This window comes from Actinomadura sp. NTSP31 (assembly GCF_041951385.1).
In the GTDB taxonomy this organism is placed as follows: Bacteria; Actinomycetota; Actinomycetes; order Streptosporangiales; family Streptosporangiaceae; genus Spirillospora; species Spirillospora napierensis.
Genome location: NZ_JBGNUT010000003.1, coordinates 426,047 through 442,815, shown reverse-complemented (window position 1 = coordinate 442,815; position 16,769 = coordinate 426,047). Strand labels below are relative to the sequence as shown.

At 73.7% G+C, this 16,769-nt stretch carries 14 protein-coding genes and 1 pseudogene; 6 read left to right on the top strand and 9 right to left on the bottom strand.

What is annotated here, in order from left to right:
- The first annotated feature begins 233 nt into the window (after positions 1-233).
- Positions 234-485: a DUF2630 family protein gene (locus ACA514_RS07230; RefSeq protein WP_375040226.1), complete on the top strand. Its 252-nt coding sequence runs from the start codon at positions 234-236 to the stop codon at positions 483-485.
- Positions 482-1,465 (top strand): LLM class flavin-dependent oxidoreductase, encoded by a 984-nt coding sequence (locus tag ACA514_RS07225; protein ID WP_375040225.1) that lies wholly within the window; start codon positions 482-484, stop codon positions 1,463-1,465. The genes ACA514_RS07230 and ACA514_RS07225 overlap by 4 nt, the downstream gene beginning before the upstream one ends.
- 244 nt (positions 1,466-1,709) lie before the next feature.
- Here ACA514_RS07225 and argS read toward each other — a convergent pair whose 3' ends face one another.
- From argS to plsX, 3 genes and pseudogenes are all read right to left on the bottom strand, one after another.
- Positions 1,710-3,455 (bottom strand): arginine--tRNA ligase, encoded by a 1,746-nt coding sequence (argS, locus tag ACA514_RS07220; RefSeq protein ID WP_375040224.1) that lies wholly within the window; start codon positions 3,453-3,455, stop codon positions 1,710-1,712.
- Positions 3,456-3,519: 64 nt separating this feature from the next.
- Entirely contained in the window at positions 3,520-5,883 is a 2,364-nt protein-coding gene (locus ACA514_RS07215; protein ID WP_375040223.1) for an HAD-IC family P-type ATPase, read from the bottom strand.
- A 202-nt stretch (positions 5,884-6,085) separates the two neighbouring features.
- Positions 6,086-7,162 (bottom strand): annotated as a pseudogene (plsX, locus tag ACA514_RS07210) (phosphate acyltransferase PlsX); the annotation flags it as partial.
- A gap of 253 nt (positions 7,163-7,415) precedes the next feature.
- Here plsX and ACA514_RS07205 point away from each other — a divergent pair.
- On the top strand, positions 7,416-7,814 hold the full coding sequence (locus ACA514_RS07205; protein WP_375040222.1) for a hypothetical protein: 399 nt from the start codon (positions 7,416-7,418) through the stop codon (positions 7,812-7,814).
- A gap of 16 nt (positions 7,815-7,830) precedes the next feature.
- Here the strand turns inward: ACA514_RS07205 and ACA514_RS07200 are convergent, their stop codons facing one another.
- From ACA514_RS07200 to ACA514_RS07190, 3 genes are read right to left on the bottom strand one after another with little or no spacing between them, the layout of a single operon-like run.
- Positions 7,831-8,184, bottom strand: a complete 354-nt coding sequence (locus tag ACA514_RS07200; protein ID WP_375040221.1) for a hypothetical protein — start codon at positions 8,182-8,184, stop codon at positions 7,831-7,833.
- Positions 8,181-9,086: an alpha/beta fold hydrolase gene (locus ACA514_RS07195; protein WP_375040220.1), complete on the bottom strand. Its 906-nt coding sequence runs from the start codon at positions 9,084-9,086 to the stop codon at positions 8,181-8,183. Before ACA514_RS07195 ends, ACA514_RS07200 begins: the two co-directional genes overlap by 4 nt.
- Entirely contained in the window at positions 9,083-9,889 is an 807-nt protein-coding gene (locus tag ACA514_RS07190) for a DUF998 domain-containing protein (protein WP_375040219.1), read from the bottom strand. The genes ACA514_RS07195 and ACA514_RS07190 overlap by 4 nt, the downstream gene beginning before the upstream one ends.
- A 354-nt stretch (positions 9,890-10,243) precedes the next feature.
- Here ACA514_RS07190 and ACA514_RS07185 point away from each other — a divergent pair, with 354 nt between their 5' ends.
- Positions 10,244-11,560 carry a KamA family radical SAM protein gene (locus ACA514_RS07185; protein ID WP_375040218.1) on the top strand — a complete coding sequence of 439 codons (1,317 nt, stop codon included), beginning with the start codon at positions 10,244-10,246 and terminating at the stop codon, positions 11,558-11,560.
- A gap of 118 nt (positions 11,561-11,678) precedes the next feature.
- Here the strand turns inward: ACA514_RS07185 and ACA514_RS07180 are convergent, their stop codons facing one another.
- Entirely contained in the window at positions 11,679-12,896 is a 1,218-nt protein-coding gene (locus ACA514_RS07180) for an MFS transporter (RefSeq protein WP_375040217.1), read from the bottom strand.
- Between the two features lie 57 nt (positions 12,897-12,953).
- Between ACA514_RS07180 and ACA514_RS07175 the strand changes: the two genes are divergently transcribed.
- Positions 12,954-13,928, top strand: coding sequence for an ArsR/SmtB family transcription factor (locus ACA514_RS07175; protein WP_375040216.1), 975 nt, complete (start codon positions 12,954-12,956; stop codon positions 13,926-13,928).
- A gap of 15 nt (positions 13,929-13,943) precedes the next feature.
- On the opposite strand, the gene ACA514_RS07170 is transcribed toward ACA514_RS07175, so the two are convergent.
- The gene (locus ACA514_RS07170) at positions 13,944-15,140 is read right to left on the bottom strand and encodes an MFS transporter (RefSeq protein WP_375040215.1); all 1,197 of its coding nucleotides are present in this window, start codon (positions 15,138-15,140) and stop codon (positions 13,944-13,946) included.
- A 58-nt stretch (positions 15,141-15,198) separates the two neighbouring features.
- Here ACA514_RS07170 and ACA514_RS07165 point away from each other — a divergent pair, with 58 nt between their 5' ends.
- Positions 15,199-16,173, top strand: coding sequence for an ArsR/SmtB family transcription factor (locus ACA514_RS07165; RefSeq protein ID WP_375040214.1), 975 nt, complete (start codon positions 15,199-15,201; stop codon positions 16,171-16,173).
- A 34-nt stretch (positions 16,174-16,207) separates the two neighbouring features.
- Here the strand turns inward: ACA514_RS07165 and ACA514_RS07160 are convergent, their stop codons facing one another.
- Positions 16,208-16,729, bottom strand: a complete 522-nt coding sequence (locus tag ACA514_RS07160; protein ID WP_375040213.1) for a YbhB/YbcL family Raf kinase inhibitor-like protein — start codon at positions 16,727-16,729, stop codon at positions 16,208-16,210.
- Between the last annotated feature and the right edge of the window lie 40 nt (positions 16,730-16,769).

Sequence of the window (16,769 nt, the reverse complement as noted above, 5' to 3'; positions counted from 1 at the left end):
AGCCCCGGGGGTCTGGGGGTCCGCCCCCAGAGGGAACACTGACCGCTGTCAGGGCGGTAGCCCCGGGGGTCTGGGGGTCCGCCCCCAGAGGGAACACTGACCGCTGTCAGGGCGGTAGCCCCGGGGGAGGGAGTACCGCTCCGCCCGGCGCCCGGCGCCATGCCCCGCCCGACCGGCGGGGCCGTACCGGGGCACGGGCGCGGGCGGAGCCGGCCGCGTCACGGGAGGGCCCATTGGACGAGAAGGACATTCTGGCGCGCATCGACGGCTTCGTCGGCGAGGAGCAGCGGCTGCGCGACCGCTACCAGCGCGGCGACCTGGACCGCGAGGAGGAGCACCGGCGGCTGGAGGAGCTGGAGGTGGCCCTGGACCAGTGCTGGGACCTGCTGCGGCGGCGCCGCGCCCGGATCGACGCGGGCGCGGACCCCGGCGACGCGGACGCGCACGTCCGCCCGCCGGACGAGGTCGAAGGCTACCTGCAGTGACGCTGCCTCCGACCCCGCCCACCGGGCGGCGGCCCCGGGGGCCCGGGGGCCCGCCCGGGGAGGCCGCGCGGTCCCGGCGGCCGCTGCGGTTCGGCCTGGCGCTGGCGCCCGACGCGTCCGCCCCGCTGGTCCGCACCGCGCAGGACGCGGACCGGTACGGCCTCGACCTGCTCGGCGTCCGCGACCGCCCGTACCTGCGCGACACCGCCGACGCGCTCACGCTGATGGCGACCGCGCTGGCCGTCACGTCCCGGATCCGGGTGCTGCCCGCCGTGGCGTGCCTGCCGCTGCGGCCGCCCGCCCTGCTGGCCAAGGCGCTCGCCACGATGGACGTCCTGAGCGGCGGACGCGTCGAGCTCGGCCTCGGCGCGGGCACGTCCTGGGACGGCGTCGAGGCCTACGGCGGCGCGCGGCTCGGCACCGCCGCCGCGCGCCGCGCCCTGGAGGAGGCGGTGCAGATCATCCGGCTGCACTGGAGCGACCAGAACGGGCTGCGCTTCCAGGGCGAGCACCACCGGTTCGCCGCCGCGCAGGCGGGCCCGGCGCCCGCCCACCAGATCGCGGTCTGGCTCGGCGTGACCGGGCCGCGCGCCCTCGACCTCGCGGGCCGCGTCGCCGACGGCTGGATCGCGCCGTCCTCGCTCGTCCCGCCCAAGCGGCTCGCCGACGGGCAGCGCCGCCTGGACGACGCCGCCGCCCGCGCCGGCCGCGCCCCGTCCGAGCTGCGCCGCGTCTACCTGCTCGAAGGGTCCGTCGACGGGCGCGACTCGCGGGGCTTCCTGCACGGCCCGCCGCAGCAGTGGGTCTACGAGCTGACCGAGCTGGCCGTGGGCCACGGCGTCGACACGTTCCTGTTCGCCGGGGACCCGGAGCAGCTCCCGGTCTTCGCGCTGGAGGTCGTCCCCGCCGTCCGCGAGGCGGTGGCCCGCGAACGCAGGAACCTCACCCCACCCTTCCGAGCCCCGACCCCAACAGGCTGAGCCTGCTCCCGTAACCCGTAACCCGTGACCCGTGGCCCGAACCTCAGCCCCGGTCACGGGCAGGCACGCGGAGCGAGCGCAGCGAGCGGAGCGGGCCTGCCCGCCGACCGACAGGCTGTTTCGCGCGGAGCGCTAGCGGAGCGGGAAACGGCCTGTCGGTCGTTGACGGGGGTTCCAGGGGGTCGCCCCCCTGGGCAACACAGTGACGGGGGTTCCAGGGGGTCGTCCCCCTGGGCGAACACGGCTACATGCGCTCCGGGGTCGGGACGCCGAGGAGGGCGAGGCCGGTGGTGAGGGTGCGGAGGGTGGCGGCGCAGAGCGCGAGGCGCGACGCCTTGGTCTCCTCGTCCGGCGCCTTCAGGACCGGGCAGTTCTCGTAGAAGGTCGTGTAGGCGTCGGCGACCGAGTAGACGTAGGTCGCCAGCTTGTGCGGCTCGGCGGTGTCGCCGGCCTGCTCCAGCGCGGCGCCGAAGCCGAGCAGCTGCAGCGCCAGCGCGCGCTCGGCCGGGTCGGTGAGCGTGATCGGGCCGGTCGCCTCGTCCGGGGACAGGCCGCCCTTGCGGAAGATCGACCGGATTCGGGCCGCCGCGTACTGCAGGTACGGGCCGGTCTTGCCGTTGAAGGAGATCATCCGGTCGAAGTCGAAGACGTACTCGCTGTCGCGCGCCACCGACAGGTCGGCGTACTTGATCGCGCCGATGCCGACGTCCTGGACGATCGCGGCGCGGGTGGCGTCGTCGAACGGCTCGTCGTGCTGGATGTCGTCGAACACCACGCCGGCGCGCTCGACGGCCTCGTCGAGCAGCTCGGCGAGCTTGACGGTGCCGCCCGCGCGGGTCCGCAGGATCTTGCCGTCGGTGCCGAGGACGTTGCCGATCTGCGCGTGCTCGGCCTGGACGCCCTCGGTCAGCCAGCCGGCCGTCCGGGCGACGGCGAACACCATCTGGAAGTGCAGCGACTGCGGCGTGCCCACCACGTAGATCATCCGGTCGACGTGCTCGGTGTCCATCCGGTACCGGATGGTCGCGAGGTCGGTGGTGGAGTAGTTGTAGCCGCCGTCGCTCTTGCGGATGATCACCGGGAGGGGCTCGCCCTCGCGGCCGGTGAAGCCGGGCGGGAACGCGCACAGCGCTCCGTCGCTGACCACCGCGATGCCCTTGTCCTCCAGTTCCTGGACGGTCGGGGCGAGCAGGTCGTTGTAGAAGCTCTCGCCCTTGATGTCGTCGTCGGTGAGGGTGACGCCGAGCCGCCGGTAGACGGAGTTGAAGTAGTCCTTGGACACGTCCACCAGGACGTTCCAGAGCCGCAGCGTCTCCGGGTCGCCCGCCTGGAGCGCGACGACCCGGCTGCGGGACCGGTCGGCGAACTTCTCGTCGCCGTCGAACTTCTGCCGGGCCGCCTGGTAGAAGGCGGTGAGGTCGCTGACGGACGAGTCGCCCCGCGCGGCGGCGTCCTCACCGAGGTCGAGCAGGTGCTCGATGAGCATGCCGAACGGGGTGCCCCAGTCGCCGACGTGGTTGTCGCGGACGACGTGGTGGCCGAGGAAGGCCAGGATGCGGGCGATCGCGTCGCCGACGATCGTGGTTCGCAGGTGCCCGACGTGCATCTCCTTCGCCACGTTCGGCGAGGAGTACTCGACGACGACCTTCTGCGGCGCGTCCGTGGCGGGGACGCCGAGCCGGTCGTCCTCCAGGGCCCGCTGCGCCTGGCCGGCGATCCACGCGTCGCTGAGCGTCAGGTTGATGAAGCCCGGCCCGCTGACCTGCACGTCCGACACGACACCGGCGACGTCGAGGTTCTTGACGATCTCGTCGGCCACGTCTCGCGGCTTGCGGCCCAGCTTCTTGGCCAGCGGCAGCGCCACGTTGGCCTGAAGGTCGGCGAACTGCGACGGCCGGATGACCGGGTCGGCGTCCGCGTACGACGGTCCGAAGGCGGCGCTCAGCGCGTCCTGGACCCGGGCGGCGAGTACGAGTTGCGGATCGGGCATGTTCCAAGGTTATCGGCGCGGGCGCACCGCCCGGCACCGCTTTTCACCCGTGCCGGCCGGCGGGTCAGGCCCGCCCGCGGCGGAGCCTCGCGGTGAGGACGGGGACGTATCGGAGCACGGCTGTCAGCAGCACCGCCGCGGCGGCGGCGATCGCCAGCGCGACGGCGTCGTTGCGGGTCTGGCCGGTCTCCAGGGCGAAGAAGCGCCGCAGCGGCGGGACGCCCAGGACGACGGCGAAAGCCGCGCCCATCGCCGCGACCAGGCCGAGCCGCCACCGGTTCCACGGCCGCGCGATCAGGGCCAGCACCCACAGGGTCAGCACGAACAGCGCGATGGAGGCCGTCGTGCTGTCGTCGGCGAAGTCGCCGGCCGGCCGCTCGGTGGCCAGGTAGTAGCCCGCGAACGTCGCGCCGCCGCAGGCGATCCCGGCCGGTACCGCGAACCGGAGCACCCGCGGCACGAACCCGGGCCGGGCCCGCTCGGCGTTCGGCGCGAGCGCCAGGAAGAACGCCGGGACGCCGATGGTCAGCGAGCTGATCAGCGTCAGGTGCCGGGGCAGGAAGGGGAACCGGACGTTCGCGAGCCCGACCAGCACCACCAGGATGATCGAGTACACGGTCTTGGTGAGGAACAGGTTCGCGACCCGCTCGATGTTGCCGAGGACCCGCCGTCCCTCGCCGACGACGTGCGGCAGCGCGGCGAAGCCGTCGTCCAGCAGCACGACCTGCGCGACGGCCCGCGTCGCGCCGCTGCCCGACCCCATGGCGATGCCGAGGTCGGCGTCCTTGAGCGCGAGGACGTCGTTGACGCCGTCGCCGGTCATCGCGACCGTGTGCCCCCTGGACCGCAGCGCGCGGACCATCGCCTGCTTCTGCTGCGGGCCGACCCGCCCGAACACCGAGTTGGCGTCCAGGGCTTCCGCCATCGCGGCGGGGTCGCCGGGGAGCGTGCGGGCGTCGGCGGGGTGCTCGGCGCCGGCGAGGCCGAGTGCGCGGGCTATCGCGCCGACCGAGACCGGGTCGTCGCCGGAGATCACCTTCACCGCGACGCCCTGCCCGGCGAAGTACCGCAGGGTCGGCGCCGCCTCCGGCCGCAGCCGCTGCCGCAGGACCGCGAGCGCGGCCGGTTCCGCCGCCGCCGCGTCGAGCCGGTCCGGGTCGCCGAACGAGCCGTCCGGCACGCGGGCGAGGACCAGCACCCGCAGCCCGCCCGCACCCAGCTCGCGGGCCCGGCTGCGGGCCGGGTCGTCCGGGCGGAGCAGCACGTCCGCCGCGCCGAGCACCCAGCAGCCGTGCCCGGCGAACTCCGCTCCGCTCCACTTGCGGGCCGAGGAGAACGGGACGGTCCCGGTCGGGGCCCACGGCTCCGCGGGCGCGGGCAGCCCGTCGAGGACGGCGCGCATCGTCGCGTTCGGGTCGGGGTCGGACGCGGCGAGCGACGCGAGCGCCTCCCCGGCCGGCAGGTCGCCGCGCAGGACGATCACGTCGGCGAGGTCCATGCCGGGCTCGGTGAGCGTGCCGGTCTTGTCGACGCACAGCACGTCCACCCGGGCCAGGCCCTCGATCGCGGGCAGCTCCTGGACCAGGCAGCGCCGCCGCCCGAGCCGGACGACCCCGACCGCGAACGCGATGCTGGTCATCAGCACCAGCCCCTCGGGGACCATCGTCACGACGCCCGCGACCGCTCCGACCACCGCGTCCGGGGCGTTCCCGGCGGCGGAGAGCTGGGTGGCGAACAGCAGGACCGCGGCCGGGACGATCAGCCAGGTCACGTACTTCAGGAACGCGTTGATGCCCGCCATCAGGTCCGAGTGCGCCAGCGAGAATTGGCTCGCCTCCTCCACCAGGCGCGCCGCGTAGGCGTCCCGGCCGACCTTCGCGGCGGTGAACGCGCCGCCGCCCGCCACCACGAAGCTCCCCGACCGCACGTGCGCGCCGGGCGGCTTGCGGACCGGGTCGGCCTCCCCGGTGAGCAGCGACTCGTCGACCTCCAGTCCGGTGGACGCCACGACGTCGCCGTCCACGACGATCCGGTCGCCGGGGCCGAGCACGATCAGCTCGTCCAGCACGATCTCCTGCTGCGCGATCTCCCGGACGGTGCCGTCCCGCCGCACCCGCACGGGCGTCTCGCCGATCACCGCGAGCCGGTCCAGGGTCCGCTTGGCGCGCAGTTCCTGGACGGAACCGATCGCCGAGTTCGCCACGATGACCAGGCCGAACAGCCCGTCCTGCCACTCTCCGAAGATCAGCACGAGCACCAGCAGCGAGCCGATCAGCGCGTTGAACCGGGTCAGCACGTTCGCGCGGACGATCTCCGGCACCGAGCGGCTGGAGCGGCGCGGCACGTCGTTGCTGCGGCCCGCCGCGACCCGTTCGCGCACCTCGGCGGCCGTCAGCCCGCGCTCGGCCGCCGCCGGCACCCCGTCCACACGGATGATCTTCCCGGGCCGTCCCGGACTATGTCGGGGCTGGCGGCTCCGTCCGTTCCGGCGCGGCGCGTTCCCCGGTGCGCTGGGCGGCGGGCGGTGCGGGCTCCGGTGCCGGTTCGGCGGGCTTCGGGGCCTCCGCCGGCCTCTCGATGGGCCGGGACCTGTCGGCCTTGTCCGCCTTGTCCTGGGAGTCGCGCTCGCTGTGCGTCCAGCGGCCGAACCGGGACGTCCGCGTCGCCGCGACCTGCTCGCGGATCCGCTCGACGATCCGCCCGGCCGCGAGCCGGTGCGCCAGCTCGCACGCCGAGGCGATCGCGCGGGCGTGCGAGGCGCCGTGCGCGATGACGACCGTCCCGTTCAGGCCGAGCAGGACGCCGCCGCCGTAGGTGTCGGGGTCGAGGCGGTCGCGCAGTTCCTGGAGGCGGCGGCGCTGGAGCAGCGCGCCGACCCGGGCGGGGGTGCTGGCGGTCATCGCGGTCCGGATCTCCGCGAAGGCGGTCCGGACCGTGCCCTCCATCGTCTTGAGCGCGACGTTGCCGGTGAAGCCGTCGGTCACCACCACGTTCACCGCGCCGCGCAGCAGGTCGTGGCCCTCGACGTTCCCGGCGAACTCGATGCCGTGGCTGCCGCCGGACAGCAGCTCGTGCGCCCGCTTGGTGACCTTGTTGCCCTTGCCGGGCTCGGACCCGATCGTCAGCAGCCCCACGGTCGGCCGCTCCACGCCCAGCAGGATCTGCGCGTACGCGGTGCCGAGCGCGGCGAACTGGACGAGCCCCTCCGGCTTGACGTCCACGGTGGCGCCGGCGTCCAGCAGGATCGTCGGGCGCGGCGTGGTCGGCAGCGCCACCGCGATGGCGGGCCGCATCACGCCCTGCTGGCCCTTCAGCCGCAGCCGGGACGTCGCGACGACCCCGGCGGTGCTGCCCGCCGACACCAGCGCCGACGCCCGGCCCTGCTTGATCAGGTGGCAGGCGATCGCGATCGACGACTTCGGCTTGCGCCAGCTCGCGAGCGCGCCCTCGCCCATGTCGAGGGCCTCCTCGGCGTGCACGATCGGGATCTTCCCGGCGAACCCGTGCCGGTCCAGCTCGCGCTGGATCCGCGGCGCCTGCCCGACCAGCACCACCCGGACGCCGTGCTCGCGGACCGCGTCGACCGCGCCCTCGATGATCTCGCCGGGCGCGTGGTCGCCGCCCATCGTGTCGACCGCGATCGGCAGCGGCCGCACCACCGCCGGCCGGCGGGCCGCCGGGCGGGACGGCTCGCCTTGACCGGTCATGGGGTCGCTCCAGGAGGGTGAGGGAGGTGCGGCGCGCGGGAGATGCGCAGCTCATCGCATGGTAAGTCCTCGGTTCGGCTGCCTTGGCGGCGCCGGCCGGGAGGTGGCGAGCCTCACGTGCCCGCCGGCCGGGCGCGGCGGGGGCCGGACGCCCCGCGCGGCCGGGCAACGAATGCGCATGATCAGGGAAAAGTCCGGCACTCCGTGCATGTGATCCAGTACGTACGGTGATGTATGAGCCGTGGAAATGGTGATGAATCGCAAGAAGGCCCTGATCCTGGGCTCCGCCGTCCTGCTCGTCCTGCTGGTCGCGGGCGGCGCCGCGTGGCTGATGGTGACGTCCGGCGGCGAGCTGCAGTACAAGACGCAGGCCGCGCTGCGCAAGGCGCTGCCGACGAAGGCGACCGACGAGCTGAGCACGCGCGGTCTGAAGCTGCAGTCGCCGCTGAAGTGCGCGAACCTGCCCGGCTGGACGCAGAAGAGCATGCGCGTGTCCTGCACCGGCGCGACCGCCGACAACAAGCAGGTCAAGGTGCTCGGCAGCGGCGAGCAGGCGTCCAAGCGGAACTACTTCACGATCCTCGTGGACGGGCGCCCGGTCGTGGAGAACGCGCAGTGCCTCGGCGCCGCCTGCCACAAGGGCGGCGGCTAGGCCGGGACGCCGGGCGTCAGGAGCAGCCGAGGCCGAGGCAGCCCTGGTCCAGGACCTGCCGGCCGGCCACGGTGACGGTGTACTCCTCGACGGGGTGGGCGCTGTCGGCGTCGCGGGCGACGCCGGTCACCACGACCGGCTGCCCCGCCTTCGTCCGCGCCGTGCACGAGACCCGCACGGTGTCGCCCGTCTTCGGCGTCTTGCAGGACGGACGCGCCTTCAGCGGGATGCCGCGCTTCTTCAGCTCGGCGACGACCCCGTCGGTGACGGCGTTGCGGTAGGAGCCCTCGGAGATCCGCTGCATCACCTTGCAGCCGGACATCGCGACGGCCAGCACCGCCGCGAGAAGCACCGCCTGGACGCGCCTCACACCGTCTCCTCGGCCCGCAGCACCTCGGCGACCGCGTCGGCGACGGCGTCCGGGCGGTCGAGCTGGACCATGTGCAGGCAGTCCGGCAGATCGACCTGTCTCCCGTACGGCGTCATGCCCGCCAGCCGCGCGTGCGCTTGCGACCATTCCCGCTTCTTCGCATCGCCCTTGACGTCCCCGAGCGCCGTCAGCACGACCAGCGGCACGGCCGGGAACGGGCGGCGCTCGCGCAGCCGCGCCAGGTCGACGGCCTGCTCCCGGTACGCCAGGTCCTCCGCCACGACGGTGCCGAGGACCGTCCCGCGCCCGTACACCGAGCGGACGACCGCGTCCGGGACGGGCTCGTCGCGCCGGCTGGTGCACTTCAGGACCGTCCGGCGCCCGAACGGCCCGACGATCTTCGCCAGCCGGGTCGCGCCGAGGACCGCGCCGGCCGCCGTCGCCAGCGGCGTCGCCACCGCCGCGAACCGGATGAGCTCGTGCGGGTCGGGTTCGTAGCTGGGGTCCACGAGGACCAGGCCGCGCACCAGCTCGGGGCGGAGCCGGGCGAGCGCCTCGGCGTGGAACCCGGCCATCGAGTGCGCGACCACGATCACCGGCCGTCCGGCCCGCTCCGCGAGCGCCGCGAGGACGCCGGCCTCGCGGCGCAGCGTCGGGGCCGCGACCGCGGCGGGGCTGAGGCCCAGCCCGGGGCGGTCGAAGGCGATCAGCCGGTTCCGGTCGCGCAGCAGGTCGGCGCTCGGCCGCCAGTCGAACCAGGCGCCGCCGAGACCGGAGCTGAGCAGCAGCGGCGGGCCGTCCGCCGGCCCCTCCTCGACCACGTGGACCTGCTCCCGCCCGACGTTGATGATCTCGTCCACGGTGCCGGCGGTGCCGTACACCCGGTCGGTGTTCTCGGTCATAGGGGTGTCTTCTCCCGTAGCGGCGGCGGGGCGGCGCAGGAGCGCCGGGCGTTCCGGCGGTCGGCGTACAGCGCCCAGGCGATCAGCAGCAGCCCGGCGCACAGCACGGTGATCTGCACGCGCTGGATGATGCCGAGCCAGCGGCCCAGGTACATCGCCAGCAGCGTGCTCAGCGCGAACACGGTCTCGGCCGCCGCGACCACCCAGCCCCAGCGGGCCAGCACGGGCCACCACTCGTACCGGCGGGCGGCCATGGACAGCAGGAACAGCGCGATCACCCCGCAGGTGATCACGACGGTGCTGGTGACGGAGTGGAACTCGTGCGCGAACGACACGTGCTCCGAGCGCTCCCGCAGCGCGCACCACGTCTCCAGGTTGGGGGCGCAGTCCAGCGGGAAAGAGGCGTCCCCGATCGCCCAGATCCCGAACAGGCCGAGGAACGCCCAGCCCGCGCTGGCCAGCGGGCGCCGCCGCAGCCGGCGCAGCGTGCCGATCGCCACGAGGATCGACATGACGCCGGTGAGGAAGTCGCCGCCGCTGTAGACCAGGTGGAACGGCTGGTCGAGGGCCGACAGCTCGCTGACGTAGCCGTTGACGACGTCGAGGGCGGGGCTCAGCACGTTCTCCAGGAAGAAGGACGCGTAGCAGACCGCCGCGAGGAAGGCCAGGACGATCACGTAGCGCGGGGCCACGCCCGGGCCGCCGGGGTCGTGGAGGTCCGGTCCGCCGGTGCCGGTGCCGGGCGCGGTTCCGCCCTGGCCACTGGCCGGTTCGGCCGGACCGTCTGCGTCGTGGGAGTGCACACCAGCCCCTTCGCCCGTCCGCGGTGCCGCCCACGCCAGTATTTCCGAAGATCCTGTCAGTGTGTGACCTGGGGCGCGGTTTCCGGAGTATCCGCTGGCCGAAGCCTGGCCGCCGGATGACGGAGAGGTTGACGTCCCGTAGTCGTTGAACAAGGGGCGGAACGTCCACGATGATGCAGGGGCGATTTGTCGGGATCGGCGTTGACCAGCTTTTTCCCTACCCTGTAGGGGGTATCAATTCGGTATGAACCGGTCCCAAACGGTTGAATGGGGGTGTCCAGCGCCCTTCTGATCACCGTCCGTGACGACGTGCCCGGGGTGCGCTTCCCCGCTGACATCAAGGAGTACCAACACGTGACACTGGTGAACGACGCGGCTCCCGCAGTGCGATCCACCGGTCGCAATTTCCGCGCCTTCACGGCGAAGCACCTGGACGAGCTCACCGCTCGCGCCGGTCTGTCGCCCGAGCAGCGGCTCGCGACCCGGGCGGTCGCCACGGTCCTGCCCTTCCGGACCAACGCCTACGTCATCGAGGAGCTCATCGACTGGTCGGCCGCGCCGGACGACCCGATCTACCGGCTGGTGTTCCCGCAGCCCGACATGCTCCCCGCCGGCGACGTCGCGCACCTGTCGGACCTGCTGCGCCGCGAGGCCCCCAAGGCCGAGGTCGAGGCCGCCGCGCACGCGGTGCGGATGAGCCTGAACCCGCACCCCGCCGGCCAGATGGAGCTCAACATCCCGAGCTTCGGCGACGGCAAGGTCCCCGGGATGCAGCACAAGTACGACGAGACGGTGCTGTACTTCCCCAAGCAGGGGCAGACCTGCCACGCGTACTGCACCTACTGCTTCCGCTGGGCCCAGTTCGTCGGCGAGCCCGACCTGAAGATGGCCGGCGACGAGCCCGCCGCCCTGCGCGACTACCTGATCGCCCACCCCGAGGTGACCAGCGTGCTGTTCACCGGCGGCGACGCCATGATCATGGGCGAGCCCGTGCTGCGCCGCTACGTGGAGCCGCTGCTGGAGCTGGAGCAGCTGGAGTCCATCCGGATCGGCACCAAGTCGCTGGCCTACTGGCCGCAGAAGTTCGTCACCGACCCCGACGCCGACGCCATGCTCCGGCTGTTCGAGCAGGTCGTCGAGTCCGGCAAGAACCTCGCCTTCATGGCGCACTTCACGCACCCGCGCGAGCTCGAACCGCTCATGGTCACCGAGGCGTGCCGCCGCATCCGCGACACCGGCGCGGTCATCCGCACCCAGGCGCCCCTCATCCGGACGATCAACGACGACGCCGCCACCTGGGAGACCATGTGGCGGACCCAGACGCGGCTGGGGCTCGTCCCGTACTACATGTTCGTCGAGCGCGACACCGGCCCGCAGGACTACTTCGCCGTCCCGCTGGCGCGCGCCTACGAGATCTTCCGGGACGCCTACAAGAACGTCTCCGGGCTCTCCCGGACCGTCCGGGGCCCGTCCATGTCCGCCACCCCCGGCAAGGTCTGCGTGGACGGCGTCGTCGACCTGCTCGGCGAGAAGGTGTTCGCCCTGCACTTCATCCAGTGCCGCGACGCGGACCTGGTGGGCAAGCCCTTCTTCGCGCAGTACGACCCCGACGCCGTCTGGCTGGACGACCTCAAGCCCGCCTTCGCGGACCGCTTCCCCTGGGAGAAGTAGGTACATTCCGGGCGCCGTCTGAGTACGGGTACTCAGGCGGCGCCACGGGGCCGCGGTGAGGATGACGGCATGTCCTCCTCCTCAGCCCGCGCCGGCCGCCCGCCGCCGCCGCAAGCCGTCACCGTAGACGCCGGACCAGCACCAGACAGGTCACGAGCGACGCGGCGCCGCACGACGCGATGACGTACGCCGGCGCGAGCACCCCGCCGAGAGCACCCGCGCCGGCCATGGCGGCGGCCTGCCCCGTCACGATTCCCATGGTGGCCAGCCCGACCGCCTGCCCCTGGACGCGCTCCGGCACCGCGTCCGCCACACGCGCCTGGATGTTCAGGTCGTAGCCCATCCCGAACGTCCCTGCCGCCAGTAGCGCGCACGCCGCCGCGAGGCCCGGCCCGGACGCGAACGCCAGCAGCGGCGCACCGGTCAGCAAGGCCAGCGGCAGCGTCAGCCGTTCCCGGACGGCCGGCCGGATCCATCGTCCGAGCACGAGATTCCCTGAGAACATCCCGGTCGCGCCCGAGGCCAGCAGCAGCCCGGCCGCACCCGGCCGGCCGAGCCCGCTCCCGTAGGGGACCGCCATGGCCTCGCTGCCGACCGCCAGGGACACGGGCAGCCACCACGCCAGCAGCAATCCGCGCACCCTCCGGTCCGCGAGCAGCCTGCGGTTGACCCGCCACGTGTCCCGCACCGCACCCGAGGGCCGCGAAGAGCCCCCGTTCGCGTGCGGCTCCGGCGCCCGGAGGCCGCGCCAGGCGAGCGCGGCCGCCGTTCCCCCGCTCACCGCCGCGAGCAGCAGCGTCCCGGACGGTGCCAGCACCGCCGGCAGCAGCCCGCCCAGCGCCTGCCCGGCGATCTGCCCGACCGCCATCGTCATCGTGAACACCGACCGGCCCAGCACGTACCGGCCTCCGGACAGCAGGCTCGGCAGCCGTCCTCCCAGGCTCGCGCTGCCGACCGGTGCGAACACCCCGATCCCCGCGACCAGCGCGAGCATTCCCGGGACCGGCAGGCCGCCCAGGGCCAGGACGCCGTCGACCGCGCAGCGCGCCAGGAAATAGCCGGTGAGGAGGCGGCGCGGCGGCACCCGGTCGGCGAGCGACAGCAGGAACATGCCCCCCGCCACGTAGGGCAGCATGCCCGCGGAGAAGGCCAGGGCCGCGAGCAAGGTGGAGCCCGTGCGCTCGAACACCAGCACCGACAGCGCGATCATCCGGATCGACTCCCCGGTCACCAGCAGCGCCTGCACGCCGAAGAGGGTGCGGAACTCGGGGACGCCGAAGACGTCGCGGTAGCGCGCGGGCGCCGGCGGCGCCGTGGGGGCGGCCGAAGTGGTCATGCCGCCACTTTCGGACGGAGCGGGGCGGCCGGATAATGTTTCGGGGAGGGGCGAAACGTGCATCGGATCGTGGTGGGGCCCGGGGACCTGGCGGCCAGCCGGTTCGGGATCGCGCCGCTGTACGAGACGCTCCACGTGATCGGCCTCGCCTCCGGGCGGCTGCCCGCCGGCCCGGTGCGCCCGTGGCTGGAGCGCGTCCGGCCCGCCTACCGGGCGATCGCCGGCGACCCGGCGGTGCGGACGCTGGCGTTCCTCGTCGGCCACACCAGCTACGTCGCGGACTTCATCTCGCCGCCGCCCGCCCGCCCGAACCTGACGGTCGCCGAGCAGCTGTCCATCGCCCGCGCCACGCCGCTGGAGCAGGCGAGGGAGGAGATCGCCCGCAACGTCGAGGGCCTCCCGGAGCCCGAACCGGACATCCGCGGCGTCCTGGAGAGCGCGGAGGTCGTGCGGCGGCTCACCGACGGCGTGGAGGCGGCGTGGACGGCCCTCATCGAACCGGACTGGCCCATCGTGCGCTCGATCCTCGAACAGGACATCGTGCACCGCGCGGGCCGGCTCGCCGCCTACGGCTGGGCGCAGGCGCTGGACGGCCTGTCGCGCAAGGTCCGCTGGCGTGACGGCGTCATCGAGCTCGACCTGCGGAAAGAGGGGACCACCCGGCTCGACGGCGGCGGGCTGATGTTCGTCCCGACCGCGTTCTCCGACGTCGGTGTCGCGCTCGAACGGAACTGGCCGTACACGCTGATGTACCGGGCCAGGGGAGTGGCGGCGCTGTGGGAGGGGCGGGAGTCGCGGGAAGGGGACGCGCTGGCGCGGCTGCTCGGCCGTACGCGCGCCGATCTGCTGCGCGCGCTGGCCGAGCCCGCGACGACGACGTGGCTCAGCGCCCGGTTGCGGCTGAGTCTCGGCGGGGTGGGCGATCACCTGGCGGTGCTGCGCGCGTCCGGCCTGGTCACCCGTGAGCGCAGCGGCCGTTCGGTCCTGTACCGGCGGACGGCCGTGGGGGACGTGCTGGTCGGCGCCTCGTGAGGCCGTCCCGGCGCCTCAGCGCAGGTGCCGTACCAGCACCAGGCATGACAGCAGTGATGCGGCGCCGCAGAGGGCGATGGCCTGCGGCGGCACCAGCAGGTCGCCGAGGGCGCCCGCCGCGGCCATTCCGGCGGCCTGCCCGGTCATCATCCCGGTGTTGGCGAGGCCCAGGGCCTGGCCGTGGATCCGCTCCGGCGTCGCGTCCACGAGCCGGCGCTGGAGCGGCAGGTCGTAGCCGAGGCCGATCGTGCCCGCGAACAGCAGCGCGCACGCCACCGGCAGCGGCGGATGGAGCGCGAACAGCAGCAGCGGCGCGCCCATCAGCAGCGCCAGCGGCAACATGAGCCGGTCCCGCAGGCCCGGGCGGATCCAGCGGCCCATCAGCAGGTTGCCCGTGAACATCCCCAGCGCGCCCGCCGACATCAGCAGGCCCGCCTCACCCGCCCGGCCGAGCCCGCTCGCGTAGGGCACCATCAGGCCCTCCGCGCCGACCGACAGGGACAGCGGCAGCCAGAAGGCCAGCAGCAGGCCCCGCGTCCTGCGGTCGCCGAACAGCAGCCGGTTGACCCGCCAGGTCTCCCGCGCCACGCCGGACGACCCGCGGCCCGGCACCGGCACGTCCGGCAGGCCGAACCGGGCGAGCGCGGCGGCCACGGCGGCGCTCCCGGCGGCCAGCCAGAGCGTCCCGGACGGGGTCAGCACCGCCAGCAGCAGCCCGCCGACCGCCTGCCCGGCGATCTGCGCGCCGGCGGCCGTCATGGTGAACAGCGACCGGCCCAGCACGAACCCGTCGCCGGGAAGCAGTGCGGGCAACCGGCCGTGCACGGTCGCGCTGCTCACGGGTCCGAACAGCCCGAGCACCAGGATCAGCGCGATCATCCCCGGAAGCGGGACGACGTCGAACGCGAGGACGGCCGTGACCGCCAGGGTCAGCAGATGGAATCCGGTGAGCAGCCGCCGCATCGGGAACCGGTCGGCCAGCGAGAGCAGGAACGCGCCGCCCACCACGTAGGGGAGCATCTCCGCGCAGAACACCAGGGCCGCGGTGAGCGAGGACCCGGTCCGCTCGAACGTCTGCACCGACAGCGCGATCATCCGGATCGAGTCCCCGGCCACCCGCAGCGTCTGCAGGGCGAAGAGGGTGCGGAACTCGGCGACGCCGAAGACGTCGCGGTAGCGCGCGGACGCCGCCGGTGCGGTGGTCGTGGTCATGGCGACCACCCTCGGGGTCCGCGCCGCGGGAGGATAATGTTTCGGGGAGGAGCGAAACATGTACCGGATCAAAGTGGGGCCCGGCGACCTCGCGGCGAGCCGGTTCGGCATCGCGCCGCTGTTCGAGACGGTCATCGCGGTCGGGATCGTCACGGAGCGGATCCCCGCCGGCCCGGTGCGGCCGTGGCTGGAGCGGGTCCGGCCCGCCTTCCGGACGATCGCCGATGACCCGGCCGTGCGCGCGCTGGCCTTCCTGATGCACGAGCGCGGCTACGTCGCCGACTTCTTCTCGCCGCCGCCCACCCGCCCGAACCAGACGGTCGCCGAGCAGCTCGCCGTCACCCGCGCCACGCCGCTGGAGCAGGCGCGCGCCGAGATCGCCCGCACCCTCGAAACCCTTCCGGAACCCGAACCGGACGTCCGGGACGTGCTGGAGAGCCCCGACATGGTGCGGCGGTTCGCCGACTGCATGGAGCGCGCGTGGGCGGTGCTGATCGAACCGGAATGGCCGGTGCTGCGCTCGATCCTCGAACAGGACATCCTGTACCGCGCGGGCCGGCTCGCGGCCTACGGCTGGGCGCAGGCGCTGGACGGCCTGTCGCGCAAGGTCCGCTGGCGCGACGGCGTGATCGAGGCCGACCTGCGGGACGACGCGGTGGTGGAGCTCGACGGCGCCGGGCTGATGTTCGTCCCGACGATCTTCTCCGAGATCACCGTCACCCTGGAGCGGAACTGGCCGTACACGCTGATGTACCCGGCCAGGGGAGTGGCGGCGCTGTGGGAGGGGCGGGGGTCGCAGGAGGGTGACGCGCTCGCCCGGCTGCTCGGCCACACCCGCGCCGACCTGCTGCGCGCGCTGGCCGAGCCCGCCACGACGACCTGGCTCAGCGCCCGGCTGAGGGTGAGCCTCGGCGGCGTCGGCGACCACCTGGCGGTGCTGCGCGCGTCGGGCCTCGTCACCCGTGAGCGCAGCGGCCGTTCGGTCCTGTACCGGCGGACGGCCGTGGGGGACGTGCTGGTCGGCGCCTCGTGAGGCCGTCCCGGGGTGGGACGGCCTCAGCGGGGTGTCAGACGCCGTACTCGGGGATGATCGTGGCGCGGGCCAGGGTGTGGGCGGTGATGTTGAAGCCCACGACGGCCGGCGAGGTGTCGGAGTCCAGGCCGAGCGACTCGACGTCCAGGGCGTGCACGGTGAACACGTAGCGGTGCGGGTCGCCGGGAGGCGGCGCCGCGCCGCCGAACGCCTTGGTGCCGTAGTCGTTGCGGGCGTGGACGCCGATCTTGGAGTCGGCGGTGCCCGCGCCGGTGGGCAGCTCGGTGACGTCCGCGGGGATGTCGAACAGCGACCAGTGCCAGAAGCCGCTGCCGGTCGGGGCGTCCGGGTCGTAGCAGGTCACGGCGAAGCTCCTGGTCTCCGCCGGGAATCCGGACCAGCGCAGGTGGGGCGACTGGTTGCCGCCGCTGAACCCCCAGTCGTCGAACACGTGGGCGTCGTCGAGCCGCTCGCCTTCGGTGACGTCGTCGCTGGTCACGCTGAAGGACCCGACCTGCGGCAGGTGCTCGTGCGGAAGCGGTGGCCGGCCGGCCATAGCGACCTCCTCGTCAAGGGATCGGTTGTCACCCCCATCT